Source organism: Piscinibacter sp. XHJ-5 (assembly GCF_029855045.1).
GTDB lineage: Bacteria > Pseudomonadota > Gammaproteobacteria > Burkholderiales > Burkholderiaceae_C > Albitalea.
This window is the reverse complement of sequence record NZ_CP123228.1, coordinates 5,206,387-5,221,365: the sequence shown is the minus strand read 5'-3', so window position 1 is coordinate 5,221,365 and position 14,979 is coordinate 5,206,387. Positions and strand designations below refer to the sequence as shown.

Below are 14,979 nucleotides of genomic sequence, written 5' to 3'. Positions count from 1 at the left end.
AACGATTGCATCAAGAGGCCCGTGACAGACCATCGCCGAGTCGAATGGCGCCCGGTCCTCGCCGGCTATCGGCAGCCACTCCACCAGCAGGGCTCGTCGCGCATCTTCATGATGGCCTGCCACTTCGGCGCCTCCTCGTCGCGCTGCGCTTCCTTCATTCCCCAGAAGCCCCCGCGGCCCGGCTGTTGCGTGTAGCTGAACACGACGAAGAGCTGGCCGCCGGCCGCCTTCCACGCCTCGATCAGGCGCTGCATCGCCGCCCCCATGCGGGGATCGTGATTGGCGGCGCGAAACAGCGCCTCGGCCTTGCCGCCGCGCGGCACGGTGAGGTGCTGGCCGCCTTCGTAGGCCACCATCGGAACGCCGTGCCTGTCGGCCACCTTCTTGCTCGCCGCGATCCAGCCGGCGGCCTGCTCCAGCGCGCCCTCGCGCGGCGTGCGGCCGCCCGGCGTGTAGAGCGGCGGGGTGTCGCGCCCGGTGATCTCGCTGAACAGCGCCGTCAGGCCGCTCGCCGGGTCGTCGGCCCAGCGGTCGACGCTCGCCGCGTAGGTGTTGCTGCCCAGGTAGTGACCGAAGTAGGGGGCGATCGCCAGCGCGTCGAACTCGCGCGCGCACGGCCGGCCGAGCTCGGCCTTGGCCAGCTCGCAGGCGAGCAGCACCTGCGACACCTGGGGATTCGCCGCCTGGCTGTTGGCCACGCAGCGCACGCGCCGCGCGTCGGCGCCGAATTCCTGCTTGACGATGCGGCACAGCTGCGCCGCGCGCAGCGCATAGGCGTTGAGCCGCAGCTGCCACGGCTCCAGCGTCGCGTCGGGCCACTTGCTGCGCGCCATCTGCTCGTAGAGCGTGCCGGCGCGGCTGTACGGTGGCGCGGCATTCCACGGCTCGTTGCCGTATTCGAACCACAGCGTGCTGCCCGCCTTGAGCGAGCGCCGCGCCAGCCGCGCCAGCTCGCGCGCGAAGTCGTCGTCGATGCTGGGCGCCACGTTGATCCAAGGATCGGCACCGGTGGCCGCGGCCAGCGCGAACATCGCCTCGTAGGGCACGCCCGAAGGTCCGGCCCAGGTCGCGTCGCCGGGCCGCGGTCGCTGGTCCCAGCGCACCATGCCGGTCGCCTCGGTGGCGGACCACTTCATGAAGCGCAGCGCACGAAAGCCGCGCAAGTCGGCGAGGTAGGCGGGATGAAAGATCTGCGAGGCGTACAGCTGCTCCAGCGAGCGGAACGCCGACGCAGAGTCGCAGCTCGAGGCATCGGGCACGTACTTCTCGGGCGCATTCGCGCAGACGCCGCCCGGCCCGATGACGCGGATGTTGCGCAGCGGCTCCTGCTCGTTGATGCGCGTGATGCGGATGGACAGCCCCTCGCCGGGCTTGTTGGTCACGTCGAGCACGTCGCGGCCGGGACGCGATTCGGCCGCCACCTTCTTGCCCGCGCCGGCGTAGACCAGCGTGCCGTCGCCCTCGTACAGCACGACGTAGCGCCCCGCGGCGTGCGAGCCGCCGTTGCCCTGGAAGAGCAGCGCCGACACGTGGCGAAACTTGACGCGCGGGTCGTCGGCCGCGGGCAGGCGCTTCACCCAGCCGTTGGCATCGAGCTCGAGCTGCGCCTGCTCGCCGGTGTTGGCGCCGGAGCGTCCGGGCGCGAAGTCGCGGCATTGCGGCATCGATGCCTCGCAGCGCGTGGACCAGCCGCTGGCGCGCTTGAACTCGTCGATGAAGGGCCAATCCGACTGCCAGTAGATCGGCGCATCGAGGTTGATGCCGATGCCGGAGGTGGAGGGTGGCGCGTCGGCGGCGTGGGCGTGCAGCGCGACGGTCAGGAGCAGCAGAAGGAGGGTACGCATGCAGCCGCTTGTACCGCGAAGCGGTCGTGCCCGCAGCGGGCTGGGGGCTTTGGCCCGATGCGGGCAGCCGCGCACCTCAGCATCGGCAAACGACCGACTCTGCATAGGCACTTTGACGATGGACCGGCAAGGGCGCGCTGCGCAGACTCCATTGCTGATACCACCCAATGGAGTTCATCGATTGGAAACCGCAGTCCACCCGAGTTCCGGTCTCGACGCGATCGCACACCCCCGGGTCTATTCGCTGGGCGAGGCGTCGAGGAAGCACATCGCCAACCTGGTGCGCATTCCTGAGTACAGCAGGGATCCGACGGAGATTGGCTTGTTTCGCGTCGGCAGCATGGAGGTCGTGAGGCAGCAAAGTTCCGCGGGCCTGCGAGGTGGCTTGGGCCTGAAAGGCCCGAACCCTGCGCACCACGCCGACCTGGTGCAGGACCAAGCTGCGGCGAAACGCTTCATGGATCACTACGGGGACGCCGCCCACGACGTGTTGCTGGATTCGCTGCAGAAAAGCGGTCAGATGGCGTATCTCGAACAGAACGCCGACGCGCTCATCAACGATGATTGGAGCGTCGTCATCGACATCGACATCTTCTATTTTCGTCCCAGCAGCCGCGTGAAGATGCATCGGGACACGCTGGGCTACACGATGTTCTTCAACCTGATGTTCGCCTCGGATCAGCCGGTCCGAGGGCCGGAGTACATCCTGAACCCCGGCGAGAGTCCGCAGCGCTTCGAGCAGGTCCGCCACAGCATGCCCCCTCGCTTCGTCGAGCATCTGAAGGCGCAGTACGACAAGCTTCCGGCGGCTTCGGCGATCAAGATGCTGGACCTGCCGGCCTGGGGCGCCGTCGGCATGGTCGACGAACTGATCTATCACTCGACACCGTATCCCCGCCATCGGAACGACGGTCGGTTCGATGTCTTCGAGCTGTACCGCCACTGGAAAGCCGCTGCGGCGGAAACGTATCCGGCGCTGGCCGACGCGTGCAAGGCCAACTTGCCGTACGAGAAGGAGCCGAAGATTCTTCAGCTCTCGAGCGAAATCAACCGCATGCTCAACGCGGCCGGGCGGCAAGACGACGACGACATGGTCGACCCGGAGGTGCTCACCAAGGCGTTGCACGAGTACCCGGACTTCGCCAAGAACTTGCTCAAGCGGTGCAAAGGGACGCCCGATCCCTATGACGTCGCAGCGCTGCCTTCCGTGGCCGGGCATCCCGCCGTGGATGTCCCCCTCCCACAGAAACTCAAGCGCGAGCTGAGCGACCACCTGCCGGCCAAGGGCGAAAAAGTGGAGGTTGGGCGTCCGAAGTTCCTGAGAACGTGGGTCATGGCCGTGCCGCGCAAACGGGCGTGACCGGGGCGGCAGTTGCGCCCCCGCTGGCTCAATCCAGCCGCGAGCGATGCCGCGCAATCTGCGCGCGCACCTGCTCCGGTGCCGTGCCGCCCAGCAGGTTGCGCGCCTTCAGCGACCCGCGCAGGCTCAGCACCTCGAACACGTCCTCGCCGATCGACGCGTGATAGCCCTGCAGTGTGGCCAGCGGCAGCTCGCTCAGATCGACGCCCTGCTGGATCGCGCTCTTGACCGCGTGCGCCACCACCTCGTGCGCATCACGGAAGGGCAGGCCCTTCTTGACGAGGTAGTCGGCCAGGTCGGTGGCGGTGGCATAGCCCTTCAGCGCGGCCAGCTCCATCGCCTCGGCCTTCACGACGATGCCGCCCACCATCTCGGCCATGATGCGCAGCGTGTCGCGCAGCGTGTCGACGGTGTCGAACAGCGGCTCCTTGTCTTCCTGGTTGTCCTTGTTGTAGGTGAGCGGCTGGCCCTTCATCAGCGTGAGCAGGCCCATCAGGTGGCCGACGACGCGGCCGCTCTTGCCACGCGCCAGTTCGGCGACGTCGGGGTTGCGCTTCTGCGGCATGATCGACGAGCCGGTGCAGTAGCGGTCGGCCAAGTCGATGAAGCCGAAGCTCTGGCTCATCCACAGCACGATCTCCTCGGCCAGCCGCGACACGTGGACCATCGTGATGCTGGCGAAGGAAGCGAACTCGAGCGCGAAGTCGCGATCGCTCACCGCGTCGAGGCTGTTCTGGCACACGCCGTCGAAGCCCAGCGTGCGGGCCACCCGCTCGCGGTCGAGCGGGTAGCTGGTGCCGGCCAGCGCCGCCGCGCCCAGCGGCAGGCGATTGGTGCGCCGGCGAACGTCGGCCAGCCTTTCCTCGTCGCGCGCGAACATCTCCACGTACGCCAGCAGGTGGTGCGCGAAGCTCACGGGCTGGGCGACCTGCATGTGGGTGAAGCCGGGCAGGATGGTCTCGACATGGCGCTCGGCCACCTCGACCAGCGCCAGCTGCATGCGACGCAGCAGCGGGGCCAGCGTGTCGATCTCCTCGCGCAGCCACAGCCGCACGTCGGTGGCGACCTGGTCGTTGCGCGAGCGGCCGGTGTGCAGCCGCTTGCCGGCGTCGCCGACGAGCTGGGTCAGGCGCGCCTCGATGTTGAGGTGCACGTCCTCCAGGTCGAGCTTCCATTCGAAGCGGCCCGACTCGATCTCTTCGGTGATCTGCGCCATGCCGCGGCGGATGGCTTCGAGGTCGTCGGCGCCGACGATACCCTGCGCGGTCAGCATCTCGGCGTGGGCCAGCGAGCCCGCGATGTCGGCGCGCCACAGGCGCTGGTCGAACGACACGCTGGCGGTATAGCGTTTCACCAGCTCGCTCATCGGCTCGGAGAACAGCGCCGACCAGGCTTCGGATTTCTTGTCGAGTTGATTGGAGGAGGACATCGGGTAAGCGGGCGTTGCCCCTGTGGCGGCGGGAGGCCGGAGTTGGCGACAATCGCGATGCAGGACGCTGCGATTCTATCGACCACCCCATGCCGCCCCCATCGTCACCGGCCCACGATGACCGCCTCGCGCACCCGCCGAGCGAGTGGCCCGAGTCGACGCGCACGGGGCTGCGCAGCAGCGCCTTCGGCAGCACGCTGTTCGACGCACCGGCCGTCGCTGCGCCGGCGCCGTCGGCCTTCGACGTCTGCCACGTCGGCGTGGTGCTGCGGGCGGTGCTGTTCGTCAACGGCGTCGTCGCGGTCGGCGTGATGTTCGCCGCGCCCGGCGTTGCGTCCTGGCTGTCGCTCGCGACCACCGCGTTCGCCGTCGCGCTGCCGGGTGTCCTGATGTGGCTGCTGGCCGCCTGCCTGCTCAAGCGCTCGCTCGACCGGCTGCCCTTGCCGTCGCAGTGGGCGGTGGCGACCGCGCTGGGCGCGGCCGGCGGGGCGTTCGGCTGGGGCCTGGTGTCGGCCTCGGGCCTCGAGGCGTTCGATGCGCGCCGCTGGCTTCCGCCGGCACTGGCCGGGGCCGCCCTCGCCGCGGTCATGTTCCAGTGGCTGCGGCTGCGCGCCAAGGCCAAGCTGCCGGCCGACACCACGGCCCGCCTGGCCGAGCTGCAGTCGCGCATCCGGCCGCACTTTCTGTTCAACACGCTGAACACGGCGCTGAGCCTGGTGCGGCTCGACCCGGCGCGCGCCGAGGGGGTGCTCGAGGACCTGGCCGAGCTCTTCCGCGTGGCGCTCACCGACACCGGCGAATCGGTCAGCCTCGGCGAAGAGGTCGAGCTCGCGCAGCGCTATCTTGCGATCGAGCAGATCCGCTTCGGCAGCCGCCTGCAGGTGAGCTGGGAGCTCGACGCCGACGCCGGCGCCGCGCGCGTGCCACCGCTGCTGCTGCAGCCGCTCGTGGAAAACGCGGTGCGCCACGGCGTCGAGCCGGCGCCCGACGGAGGCATCATCCGGGTCAGGACCCGGGTGAAGATGGGACGTGCCATGGTGTCGATCGCCAACACGGTGCCCAAGGGGCCGTCGCGGCCCGGCCGCGGCATGGCGCTGGCCAACGTGCGTGAGCGCTTGCGCCTGATGCACGATGTCGCAGCGCACTTCGACACCCGACGAGACCGGGACGTGTATCGAGTGCAGATCGTGGTGCCGCTATGAATGGACTTGCCCGCGCGCACGGTTGCCCGAAGCCGGGCAAGATCCCCCTGGGGGGTCGGCTGCGGTACTCCGCAGACGGGGGGTTCTCATGATTCGTGTGCTTCTGGTCGATGACGAAGAGCTGGCCCGCGTGCGCCTGCGCGGGCTGGTCGAGGACTGTCCGCAGCCGAAGTCGGTGGTCGTCGGCGAGGTGGGCAACTCGACGCAGGCGCTGGTCTGGCTGCAGTCGCAGCATTGCGACCTGATGCTGCTCGACATCCACATGCCGGGCCGCGACGGCGTGCAGCTCGCCGCCGAGCTTCGCCAGCGGCCGCAGGCGCCGGCCATCGTCTTCGTCACCGCGCATGCCGAGCACGCCCTGAAGGCCTTCGACGTCGAGGCCGTCGACTACCTGACCAAGCCGGTGCGCCGCGAGCGCCTGCACGCTGCGCTGCAGCGTGTGGCGCAGCGTCTGGCGCTCGCGCTTCCGGCGGCCGCGCCGCCGGCGCAGGCCGAGCCGGTGGTGGTGGTCAGCGACCGCGGGCGCATCGTGCGCGTGCCGGTCTCGGAGGTGCTGTACCTGAAGGCGGAGCTCAAGTACGTGACCCTGCGCACGGCCGACCACACCTATGTGCTCGACGACGCGCTGAGCGACCTGGAGCAGCGCCTCGGCAATCGCTTCATCCGCGTGCACCGCAACGCGCTCGTCGCACGCCGTGCGGTGCGCGCCCTGGAGCGCCGCGCCATTGCCGGCAGCGACGAAGAAGGCGGCGAGAGCTGGGCGGTTCGTGTCGCGCCGGTCGACGAGTGGCTCGCCGTGTCGCGGCGCCAGGCCACGGCGGTGCGCGAGGCGCTGGTAGCCGCCGGCCTGTAGGCGAAAGCACGCGATGGCAGCGCCGCGCATCTGGTACGACCCGCCGCCGTTCAGCTGGGGGCGCGTGGTGCGCATCGGCTTGATCTGGCTGGCCGTCGTCGTCGTGCTGCTGGTGCTGATGCCCAGCCCGCCCCGGGAGGAGCGAGCGGCCAAGCCGCCGGCCGAGGAGCTGCCGCTTGCCTATGTGCCACCGGCCTCGCGTCCGCTGGCACTCGCCACGTCCGCGGCCAGCGGGCCGCCGCGCACCGCGGTCGCCGCGGTCACCGCCGTGCGCGAGATCGAGGCCTGCGGCGGGCGGCGGCTGAAGGTCGCCGCCGACAAGCCGGTCGACGCCAGCCTGCTCGAGCAGGTCGACACCCGCGATGTCCGCCTGCGCAGCGTGACGGCGATGCGCTATGGCGGCGAGGCTGCGCGTGCCGCCGCCGCGCTGCTCGACACCCCCGGTCCCGCGGCGCTGGAGGCGGTCGCCAACGCGGCGGCCACCGGGCATGACGCGCGCGCCTACGGCCTGGCCTTTCGCGCCTGCGGCGGCGTGCGTCCGCCGCAGCAGCGCGGCTCCTGCCAGCTGCTGTCCGCCGACCAGTGGAGTCGGCTCGACCCCGACAACGCCGCCCCGTGGTTGTATGTCGCGGCGCTGGCGCAGCAGCGCGGCGACGAAGCCGGCGTGTCCGAGGCGATGCAGCGCGTCGCCAAGGCCAAGCGCGTGGACGACGTCGCGGGCGTGCTGCCTTCGCTGGTGCTCCAGCACGCGCCGCGCGACGATGCTTCGCTGCTGCCCACGGTGCGCCTGCTGGGCGAGGTCCTCGAGCAGCAGGCGGCCTGGAGCCTTCCTGCCTACGGCACCGCGCACACCTTCTGCAGCGATTCCGCGGTACGCGACCCGGCGCGCCGCCAGACCTGCGGCGAGATCGCCGACCTGCTGGTGCAGCGCTCGACCACGCTGATCGAGCATGCCAACGGCGCCGCGATCGGCAAGCGTGTCGGTTGGACCGACGAGAAGATTCAGGCGCTCAAGACCGAACGCGACGCCATCGGCGAGGTGACGGGCCGCGCGCTGGCCCTCGAAGGCGATCCGTTCAGCTGCGCCTGGGCCCGCCGCGGCCTGGCCCACCACCGTAGCGTGGCCGAGCAGGGCGAGGTCGAAACGGGGCGCGTTGCCATCCGGCAATCGGGGCGCGATGCGGAGCAGTGGGCGAAGGCGGCGCGGGAGCGGATGGAGAAGGCGCCGCAGGTCAGGCGCGGCGGTGGATGAGCGCCTGAGTTTTTCTCCCGGCTCTACCCCGTGTTGCGCAAGCCCGCCGCGACCCCGTTGATCGAGATGTGAATCCCGCGCTGCACGCGTTCCATGCCCGGATCGCCGTCGCGACGCTCTCGATAGCGGCGCATCAGCTCCACCTGCAGGTGGTTCAGCGGATCGAGGTACGGAAAGCGGTGCTCGATCGAGCGCGCGAGCGAAGGATTCGACGCGAGTCGCTGCTTCTCGCCGGTGATCAGCGACAGCGCGTCGTCGGTGCGCTGCCATTCGGCGCGGATCAGCGAGAAGATGCGCTTGCCCAGCCGCTTGTCCTCGACCAGCTCGACGTAGCGCGCCGCGATGCCGAGGTCGCTCTTGGCGATCACCATGTCCAGGTTGGACATCAGCGCGCGAAAGAAGGGCCACTGCTTGTGCATGCGCTGCAGCAGCGCGAGACGCTCCTTGCGCGTCTTGGCGTCGGCCAGGTACTGCTCGATGGCCGAGCCGAAGCCGCACCACCCGGGCAGCGCGACGCGGCACTGGCCCCAGCTGAAGCCCCATGGGATGGCGCGCAGGTCCTCGATGGCGCGGGTGGCCTTGCGCGAGGCCGGCCGCGAGCCGATGTTGAGCTCCGCGATCTCGCGGATGGGCGTCGCGCTGAAGAAATAGTCGGTGAACCCGGGCGTCTCGTAGACCAGCTTGCGGTAGGCCGCGAAGCTGGCATCGCTGATGGCACGTGCCGCCTCGAGAAAGGCCTTGGGCGCGCTCTTCGTGGGGTGCAGCAGCGTGGCTTCGAGGGTAGCGGCGACCAGCGTCTCGAGGTTGCGACGCCCGATCTCGGGATGCGAGTACTTCGACGCGATGACCTCGCCTTGCTCGGTGAGCCGGATCTGCCCGTTCACCGTGCCGGGCGGCTGCGCGAGGATGGCCTGGTAGCTGGGCCCGCCTCCGCGACCCACCGTGCCGCCGCGGCCGTGGAACAGGCGCAGCGTCAGGCCCTGCTCGCGGCCCAGTTCGGCGAACAGGTCGACCAGCGCGATCTCGGCGCAGTACAGCTCCCAGTTGCTGGTGAAGGTGCCGCCGTCCTTGTTGCTGTCGCTATAGCCCAGCATGATGTCCTGCTCGCAGCCGGAGCGCTTCATCATCTCGGTGATGCCGGGCAGGGCGTAGTAGCCGCGCATGATCGGCGCCGCCTGGCGCAGGTCGGCGATGGTTTCGAACAGCGGCACGACGATGAGGTCCGATTCGGCGTGGTCGTCCAGCGTGCCGCGCAGCAGGCCCACCTCCTTGAACAGCACGAGCACCTCGAGCAGGTCGCTCACGTCCTCGGTGTGAGAGATGATGTAGTGGCGCAGCGACTCGCGGCCGTAGCGCTGCAGCATCACCAGCGCGGCCTCGAAGATCGCCAGCTCGCTTTGCGCATGCTCGCTGTAGGCGGCGGCGCGCACGCGCAGCGGTCGCGCGTCGTTGAGCAGCCTCAGCAGCAGCTGGCGGCGCTGCGGCTCGTCGAGCGCGCTGTAGTCGGGCTCGAGGCGCGCCACCTTCAGCAGCTCGGCGACCACCGCCTCGTGCTTGTCCGAACTCTGCCGCAGGTCCACCGTCGCCAGGTGGAAGCCGAAGACCTGCACCGCGCGGATCAGCGGCGCAAGACGCGGCTGGGTGAGCGCCGCGGCGTGGTGCGAGATCAGCGATGCCTCGACGACGCGCAGGTCCGCCAGCAGCTCGGCGGCCGTGCGATACGGGTTCTGCGGTGCCACCGCGTGGCGCAGGGCCTCGGTGCCGGTCAGCTCGTGCAGCGTGGCCGCGAGGCGCGCGTACACGCCGATCAGCGCGCGGCGGTAGGGCTCGTCCTCGCGGTGCGGGTTCTGGTCGGGCGAGGCCGCGGCCAGCGCGCGCATCTCGGCCGACACCGGCGCCAGCGTGGCCGAGATCGACAGCTCCGCGCCCAGCTCGTGCACCTCGGTCAGGTAGAACCGCAGCACCGTCTCTGACTGGCGTGCCAGCGCCATGCGCAGCGTGTCGGCGGTGACGAAGGGATTGCCGTCGCGGTCGCCGCCGATCCAGTTGCCCATTCGAAAGAACGTCGCGATGCCGTGTCCCGGCAGCGCGTGCTCCAGCTCGCGGTACAGGCGCGGGATCTGGCGCAGAAACGTGGCGTGGTAATAGGACAGCGCGTTCTCGATCTCGTCGGAGACGCTGAGCTTGGCCGTGCGCAGCATGCGCGTCTGCCAGAGCTGCGTGACGCGCGCGCGGATGAGCGCCTCGTTGTCGGCGCGGTCCCGTTCGGTGGGCAAGGTCTCGCGCGCCTCCACCAGCTGCGCGATCGCGCGCTCTGCGTCCAGGATGCTCTTGCGCTGCACCTCCGTCGGGTGCGCGGTCAGCACCGGCGAGATGTGCGCGCGCCGAAGGGCGCCGACGATGTCGGCCGCGCGGATGCCGGCGTTGGCCAGCCGCTCCAGCGACATCGTGAGCGAGCCTTCCTGCAGGTGGCCCTGCCGCTCGTGGTGATCGCGCCGGCGCACGTGGTGCCGATCCTCGGCGATGTTGGCCAGGTGCGAGAAATAGCTGAAGGCCCGGATGACGCTGACCGTCTGGTCGCCCGAAAGGTTCTTCAGCAGCCGGTCGAGCGCGCGGCCGGCCTGCGCGTCGCTCTTGAGGCGGTAGGCCACCGACAGCTTGCGCACGCGCTCGATCAGCTCGAAGGCATCCTTTCCCTCCTGCTCGCGGATCACGTCTCCGAGAATGCGGCCGAGCAGCCGGATGTCTTCGACAAGAGGTCGGTTCTTCTCGGCGGCGTCGCTCGACGCACGCTGGGCGGCAGATGCGGTCATGGGGGGTGGGCTCCGGGAGGCCGTCAATGTAACCCAATTACATCGGTCATCGGGCGAGAAAACAGCCCCCCGGCACCCCCGCGCCAACGGTGCGGAGAGCAGGTTGGACCTGATCTGCGACGCCACGAGGCGTTAGCATGGCCGCATGCCTTTCGCCCCCCCCTCGACCCCGCTGTCCGTCACCATCGCGACCCGCGAGAGCCGCCTCGCGCTGTGGCAGGCGCAGCATGTTCGCGACCTGCTCGTGAAGCACTTCGGCGCCGAGGTGCAGCTGCTCGGCATGACGACGCGAGGCGACCAGATTCTCGACCGCTCGCTCGCCAAGGTCGGCGGCAAGGGCCTGTTCGTGAAGGAGCTGGAGACCGCGCTGGAAGAAGGGCGCGCGCAGCTCGCCGTCCATTCGCTGAAGGATGTGCCGATGGACCTGCCGCCGGGCTTCGAGCTGGCGGCCGTCCTCGAGCGCGAAGATCCTCGCGATGCCTTCGTGTCGGGCCGCTACGCGATGCTGGCCGAGTTGCCGCAGGGCGCACGCGTGGGCACCTCGAGCCTGCGACGTGTCGTCCAGCTGCGTGCGCTGCGTCCCGACCTGGTGATCGAGCCCTTGCGCGGCAACCTCGACACGCGGCTGCGCAAGCTCGACGAAGACCGCTACGACGCGATCGTGCTGGCCGCCGCCGGCCTCAAGCGGCTGGGTCTTGCCGCACGCATCCGCGGCGTGTTCGAGCCCGGGCAGATGCTGCCGTGCGCCGGCCAGGGAGCCCTCGGCCTGGAGATCCGAACCGACGCGCAGCAGCTGCGTGGCGTGCTGCCCGCGCTGACGCACACGCCCACACTGCTGGCGGTGGAGGCGGAGCGCGCGGTGTCGCGCGCGCTCGGCGGAAGCTGCAGCGTGCCGTTGGCCGCCTTCGCGGCGTGGCATGGCGACGAGCTGCAACTGCACACCGCGCTGGGTCATTCCGGCCGCGCCGACGCGCCGCTGCTGCGAGCGCAGGCCGCTGCGCCGGTCACGTCGGTGGCCGAAGCGCGCGCCCTCGGCGAGCGCGCTGCCGCATCGCTGCGCGAGCAGGGCGCGGCCGACTACCTGGCGCACTGAACGCATGCGTGTCATCGTCACACGCCCTGCCGCGCAGGCGGCCGCGTGGGTGCGGTCGCTGCGGACCCACGGCATCGAGGCCGTGGCGCTGCCGCTGATCGACATCGGGCCGCCGGCCGACGTGGGGGCGGTGCATGCGGCCTGGCACAGTCTCGCGCAGCATCGCATCGCGGTCTTCGTCAGTCCCAATGCCGCCGAATCGTTCTTTCGTCATCGGCCGCAGGGCGCGGCCTGGCCGCCGGGAGTGCTCGCGGGCTCGGTGGGCCCCGGCACGACTCGGGCGCTGCGCAGCCTGCAGGTGCCGGCGGCTGCGATCGTGGAGCCCGCCGCGGATGCGGCGCAGTTCGATTCCGAAGCGCTGTGGCAGCGCCTGCGCGACGAGCCGTGGCGCGGCGCCTCCGCGCTGATCGTGCGCGGTGACGGCGGGCGCGAGTGGCTGGCCGACACCTTGCGCGCACACGGCGCGCACGTGAGCTTCGTGTCGGCCTACCGACGCGCGGCGCCGACCTTCGAAGCCGACGCGCGGCGCCTGCTCGACGCCGCGCTGGACCAGCCGGCGCAGCACCTGTGGTTCTTCAGCAGCTCCGAAGCCATCGACCATCTGCTGCGAGCGTGCCCGGGCCGCGAGTGGGGCACGGCGCGCGCGGTGGCGACGCATCCGCGCATCGCGAGCCGCGCGCGCGAGAGCGGGTTCGGGCAGGTCCACGAGACGCGCCCCACGCTGGACGCCGTGGTGGCCTGCATACAATCGATCGCATCGTGAGCCAACCGCCGATCGAAGTCCTTCCCGCCCCCGCCGTGCCGGCGGCACCGTCCGCCGAGATGCCCGTGCCGAGGCGCTGGTGGTGGGCCGGCGCCGGGCTGCTGCTCGCGATCGCGCTGCTCGCGCTCATCGTGGCCTGGATGGCGCAGCAGCGCATCAAGCTGCTGCAGCAGGAGCTGGTGCGGCGCCAGCAGGACAGCGGAAGCCAGGCGGTCGAGGCGCGCACATTGGCCAAGCAGGCGAGCGATGGGATGCGCGACAACGCGGCCAAGATCGCGCTGCTGGAGGCGCGTGTGGCCGAGGTCGCCATCCAGCGCAGCCAGCTCGAGGACCTGATCCAGTCACTGTCGCGCTCGCGTGACGAGAACGTGGTCGTCGACATCGATGCCGCGATCCGCGTCGCGCTGCAGCAGACCGCGATCACCGGCACTGCAGAGCCGCTGGTGTCGGCGCTGAAGCAGGCCGACGAGCGGCTGGCGCGCTACAACCAGCCGCGCCTCGAAGGCGTGCGCCGTGCCATTGCCCGCGACCTCGATCGCGTGAAGGCGGTCGGCGTCACCGATCTGCCGACACTCAGCATCCGGCTCGACGAGGCGGTGCGCCTGGTCGACGAGCTGCCGCTGCTGTCGGTCGTCGAGCCGCGCAAGCCGGCGTCGTCGCCGCTGTCCAGGCAGGCGCAACGCAGCGCGCCGGTGGCGCCGGAGGCCAGCGCCGCGGCCTGGGCAAGCGTGCTCGACACCACCTGGCGCGAGTTCACCGATCGCGTCTGGTCCGAAGTGCGGTCGCTGGTGCGCGTGACCCGCATCGATCATCCCGAGGCGATGCTGCTCGTGCCGGAGCAGGCGTACTTCGTGCGCGAGAACCTCAAGCTGCGCCTGCTCAACGCACGCCTCGCCCTGCTGGCGCGCCAATACGACGCGGCGCAGGCCGACCTGCAGGTGGCGCAGTCGGCGCTCGATCGCTACTTCGACCGCGGCTCGCGCCGCCATGCGCTCGCGACCGATCTGGTCCGCCAGGTCGCGACACAGGCGCGGCACGTCGGCGTGCCGCGGCCGGACGACACGCTGGCAGCCTTGTCGGCCGCCTCGGCGGGCCGTTGAATGCGTGCCGTCATCTGGTTCCTGCTGATCTCCGCGGTGGCCGTCGTCGCCGCGACGACCCTGGGCACCAATGACGGCATCGTCAGCATCTACTGGGGCACGTGGCGGCTGGATACCTCGCTGAACCTGTTCCTCCTGGCGCTGGTCGGAACCTGCTTCGTGCTCGCGTCGGTGATCCAGGCGGTGCACTCGCTGACCGGGCTGCCGCAGCGAGCGCACGAGTGGCGCGTCGCGCGGCGCGACCGCACCGCACAGGCGGCGTTGCGCGATGCGCTGGCCCAGTACTTCGGCGGTCGCTACAGCCGCGCTCAATCGGCGGCACAGCGGGCGCTGGCCATCCAGGCCGACACGCCGGATCTGACGCAGGACAACGAGTTCACCGTGCTCGGTCACCTGCTCGCCGCCGGCAGCGCGCACCGCCTGCAGGACCGCGCCAAACGCGACGACGAGCTCAAGCGTGCGCTGGAGCTGGCGCGCACCAGCTTCGCCGCACGATCCGCGGAAGAGGGCGCCCGGCTGCTCGCAGCCGAGTGGGCGCTCGACGACCGCGACGCCGCCCGCGCGCTGGAGCTGCTTGCCGAGCTGCCGCCCGGCGTGGCGCGTCGCACTCATGCGCTGCGACTCAAGCTGCAGGCCACGCGGCTGGGCCGGCAGCCGCAGGAGGCGCTCAAGACCGCGCGGCTGCTTGCCAAGCACCAGGGCTTCTCCAAGGTCGCGGCGCAGGGCTTGCTGCGCTCGCTGGCATCGGAATCGCTGGCCACGGCGCGCGACATCGACCAGCTGCGACGCGTGTGGCTCCAGTTCGACAACGCCGATCGTCGCGACCCGTGCGTCGCGGCCGGCGCGGCGCATCGCGCCGCCGAGCTGGGCGCGCCGGAAGAAGGGCGCGCCTGGCTGCGGCCGTTCTGGGAGCGCCTGGGCGAGCTCAGCGCCGACGACCGGGCCGCGGTCGCCATCGCGCTCGTCGCAGCACTTCCGGGCATGGGCCCCGAGTGGCTGTCCCGCCTCGAGGCGGCCGCGCAGGCCTTCCCGCGCGAGCCTGCCATCGCGCACGCGGTCGGCAGTGCGCTGGCCGAGCGCAAGCTGTGGGGCAAGGCGCGCCAGCTCCTGGAAAGCGCCGCCGACGACCCCGAGCTGCCGCTCGCACAGCGCCGCCACGCCTGGCTCACGATGGCCCGCATGGCCGAGGAAGAAGGTCAGCGCGAACGCGCCGTCCGCTGCTTCGAAGCCGCCGCCCGGCTGGCTTAGCGCCGAGTCGTGCTATAGTTGC

11 protein-coding genes are annotated in these 14,979 nt (G+C 70.7%); 8 read left to right on the top strand and 3 right to left on the bottom strand.

Annotated features, from left to right (window positions below; all coding sequences use genetic code 11):
- Positions 1-65 precede the first annotated feature (65 nt).
- Positions 66-1,844, bottom strand: coding sequence for a hypothetical protein (locus tag P7V53_RS24635; protein ID WP_280152130.1), 1,779 nt, complete (start codon positions 1,842-1,844; stop codon positions 66-68).
- Positions 1,845-2,025: 181 nt separating this feature from the next.
- Here P7V53_RS24635 and P7V53_RS24630 point away from each other — a divergent pair, with 181 nt between their 5' ends.
- Positions 2,026-3,204, top strand: coding sequence for a hypothetical protein (locus P7V53_RS24630; RefSeq protein WP_280152129.1), 1,179 nt, complete (start codon positions 2,026-2,028; stop codon positions 3,202-3,204).
- Positions 3,205-3,232: 28 nt separating this feature from the next.
- Here P7V53_RS24630 and argH read toward each other — a convergent pair whose 3' ends face one another.
- The gene (gene argH, locus P7V53_RS24625) at positions 3,233-4,633 is read right to left on the bottom strand and encodes an argininosuccinate lyase (protein WP_280152128.1); all 1,401 of its coding nucleotides are present in this window, start codon (positions 4,631-4,633) and stop codon (positions 3,233-3,235) included.
- Between the two features lie 89 nt (positions 4,634-4,722).
- Between argH and P7V53_RS24620 the strand changes: the two genes are divergently transcribed.
- The 3 genes from P7V53_RS24620 to P7V53_RS24610 all read left to right on the top strand — a co-directional run bounded on the left by P7V53_RS24620 (position 4,723) and on the right by P7V53_RS24610 (position 7,940).
- The gene (locus tag P7V53_RS24620) at positions 4,723-5,835 is read left to right on the top strand and encodes a histidine kinase (RefSeq protein WP_280152127.1); all 1,113 of its coding nucleotides are present in this window, start codon (positions 4,723-4,725) and stop codon (positions 5,833-5,835) included.
- Between the two features lie 88 nt (positions 5,836-5,923).
- Complete coding sequence (locus P7V53_RS24615) at positions 5,924-6,688, top strand: LytTR family DNA-binding domain-containing protein (RefSeq protein WP_280152126.1); 765 nt, start codon at positions 5,924-5,926, stop codon at positions 6,686-6,688.
- Between the two features lie 13 nt (positions 6,689-6,701).
- On the top strand, positions 6,702-7,940 hold the full coding sequence (locus tag P7V53_RS24610; protein ID WP_280152125.1) for a hypothetical protein: 1,239 nt from the start codon (positions 6,702-6,704) through the stop codon (positions 7,938-7,940).
- Between the two features lie 23 nt (positions 7,941-7,963).
- On the opposite strand, the gene ppc is transcribed toward P7V53_RS24610, so the two are convergent.
- Positions 7,964-10,753, bottom strand: coding sequence for a phosphoenolpyruvate carboxylase (gene ppc / locus P7V53_RS24605; RefSeq protein ID WP_280152124.1), 2,790 nt, complete (start codon positions 10,751-10,753; stop codon positions 7,964-7,966).
- A gap of 145 nt (positions 10,754-10,898) precedes the next feature.
- On the opposite strand from ppc, the gene hemC reads away from it, so the two are divergent.
- From hemC to P7V53_RS24585, 4 genes are read left to right on the top strand one after another with little or no spacing between them, the layout of a single operon-like run.
- Positions 10,899-11,846 carry a hydroxymethylbilane synthase gene (gene hemC, locus P7V53_RS24600; protein WP_280152123.1) on the top strand — a complete coding sequence of 316 codons (948 nt, stop codon included), beginning with the start codon at positions 10,899-10,901 and terminating at the stop codon, positions 11,844-11,846.
- 4 nt (positions 11,847-11,850) lie between these two features.
- Positions 11,851-12,609 carry a uroporphyrinogen-III synthase gene (locus tag P7V53_RS24595; protein ID WP_280152122.1) on the top strand — a complete coding sequence of 253 codons (759 nt, stop codon included), beginning with the start codon at positions 11,851-11,853 and terminating at the stop codon, positions 12,607-12,609.
- Positions 12,606-13,709 carry a uroporphyrinogen-III C-methyltransferase gene (locus tag P7V53_RS24590; RefSeq protein ID WP_348273451.1) on the top strand — a complete coding sequence of 368 codons (1,104 nt, stop codon included), beginning with the start codon at positions 12,606-12,608 and terminating at the stop codon, positions 13,707-13,709. Before P7V53_RS24595 ends, P7V53_RS24590 begins: the two co-directional genes overlap by 4 nt.
- Positions 13,710-14,957, top strand: coding sequence for a heme biosynthesis HemY N-terminal domain-containing protein (locus P7V53_RS24585; protein ID WP_280152121.1), 1,248 nt, complete (start codon positions 13,710-13,712; stop codon positions 14,955-14,957).
- Positions 14,958-14,979: the final 22 nt, after the last annotated feature.

What these genes read in the sequence shown, in the direction of transcription:
- hemC (WP_280152123.1), top strand. Translation starts at nt 10,899, where the DNA reads ATGCCTTTCGCCCCCCCCTCGACCCCGCTGTCCGTCACCATCGCGACC.
- P7V53_RS24595 (WP_280152122.1), top strand. Translation starts at nt 11,851, where the DNA reads ATGCGTGTCATCGTCACACGCCCTGCCGCGCAGGCGGCCGCGTGGGTG.
- P7V53_RS24615 (WP_280152126.1), top strand. Translation starts at nt 5,924, where the DNA reads ATGATTCGTGTGCTTCTGGTCGATGACGAAGAGCTGGCCCGCGTGCGC.
- ppc (WP_280152124.1), bottom strand. Translation starts at nt 10,753, where the DNA reads ATGACCGCATCTGCCGCCCAGCGTGCGTCGAGCGACGCCGCCGAGAAG.
- P7V53_RS24635 (WP_280152130.1), bottom strand. Translation starts at nt 1,844, where the DNA reads ATGCGTACCCTCCTTCTGCTGCTCCTGACCGTCGCGCTGCACGCCCAC.
- P7V53_RS24585 (WP_280152121.1), top strand. Translation starts at nt 13,710, where the DNA reads ATGCGTGCCGTCATCTGGTTCCTGCTGATCTCCGCGGTGGCCGTCGTC.
- P7V53_RS24610 (WP_280152125.1), top strand. Translation starts at nt 6,702, where the DNA reads ATGGCAGCGCCGCGCATCTGGTACGACCCGCCGCCGTTCAGCTGGGGG.
- argH (WP_280152128.1), bottom strand. Translation starts at nt 4,633, where the DNA reads ATGTCCTCCTCCAATCAACTCGACAAGAAATCCGAAGCCTGGTCGGCG.
- P7V53_RS24620 (WP_280152127.1), top strand. Translation starts at nt 4,723, where the DNA reads ATGCCGCCCCCATCGTCACCGGCCCACGATGACCGCCTCGCGCACCCG.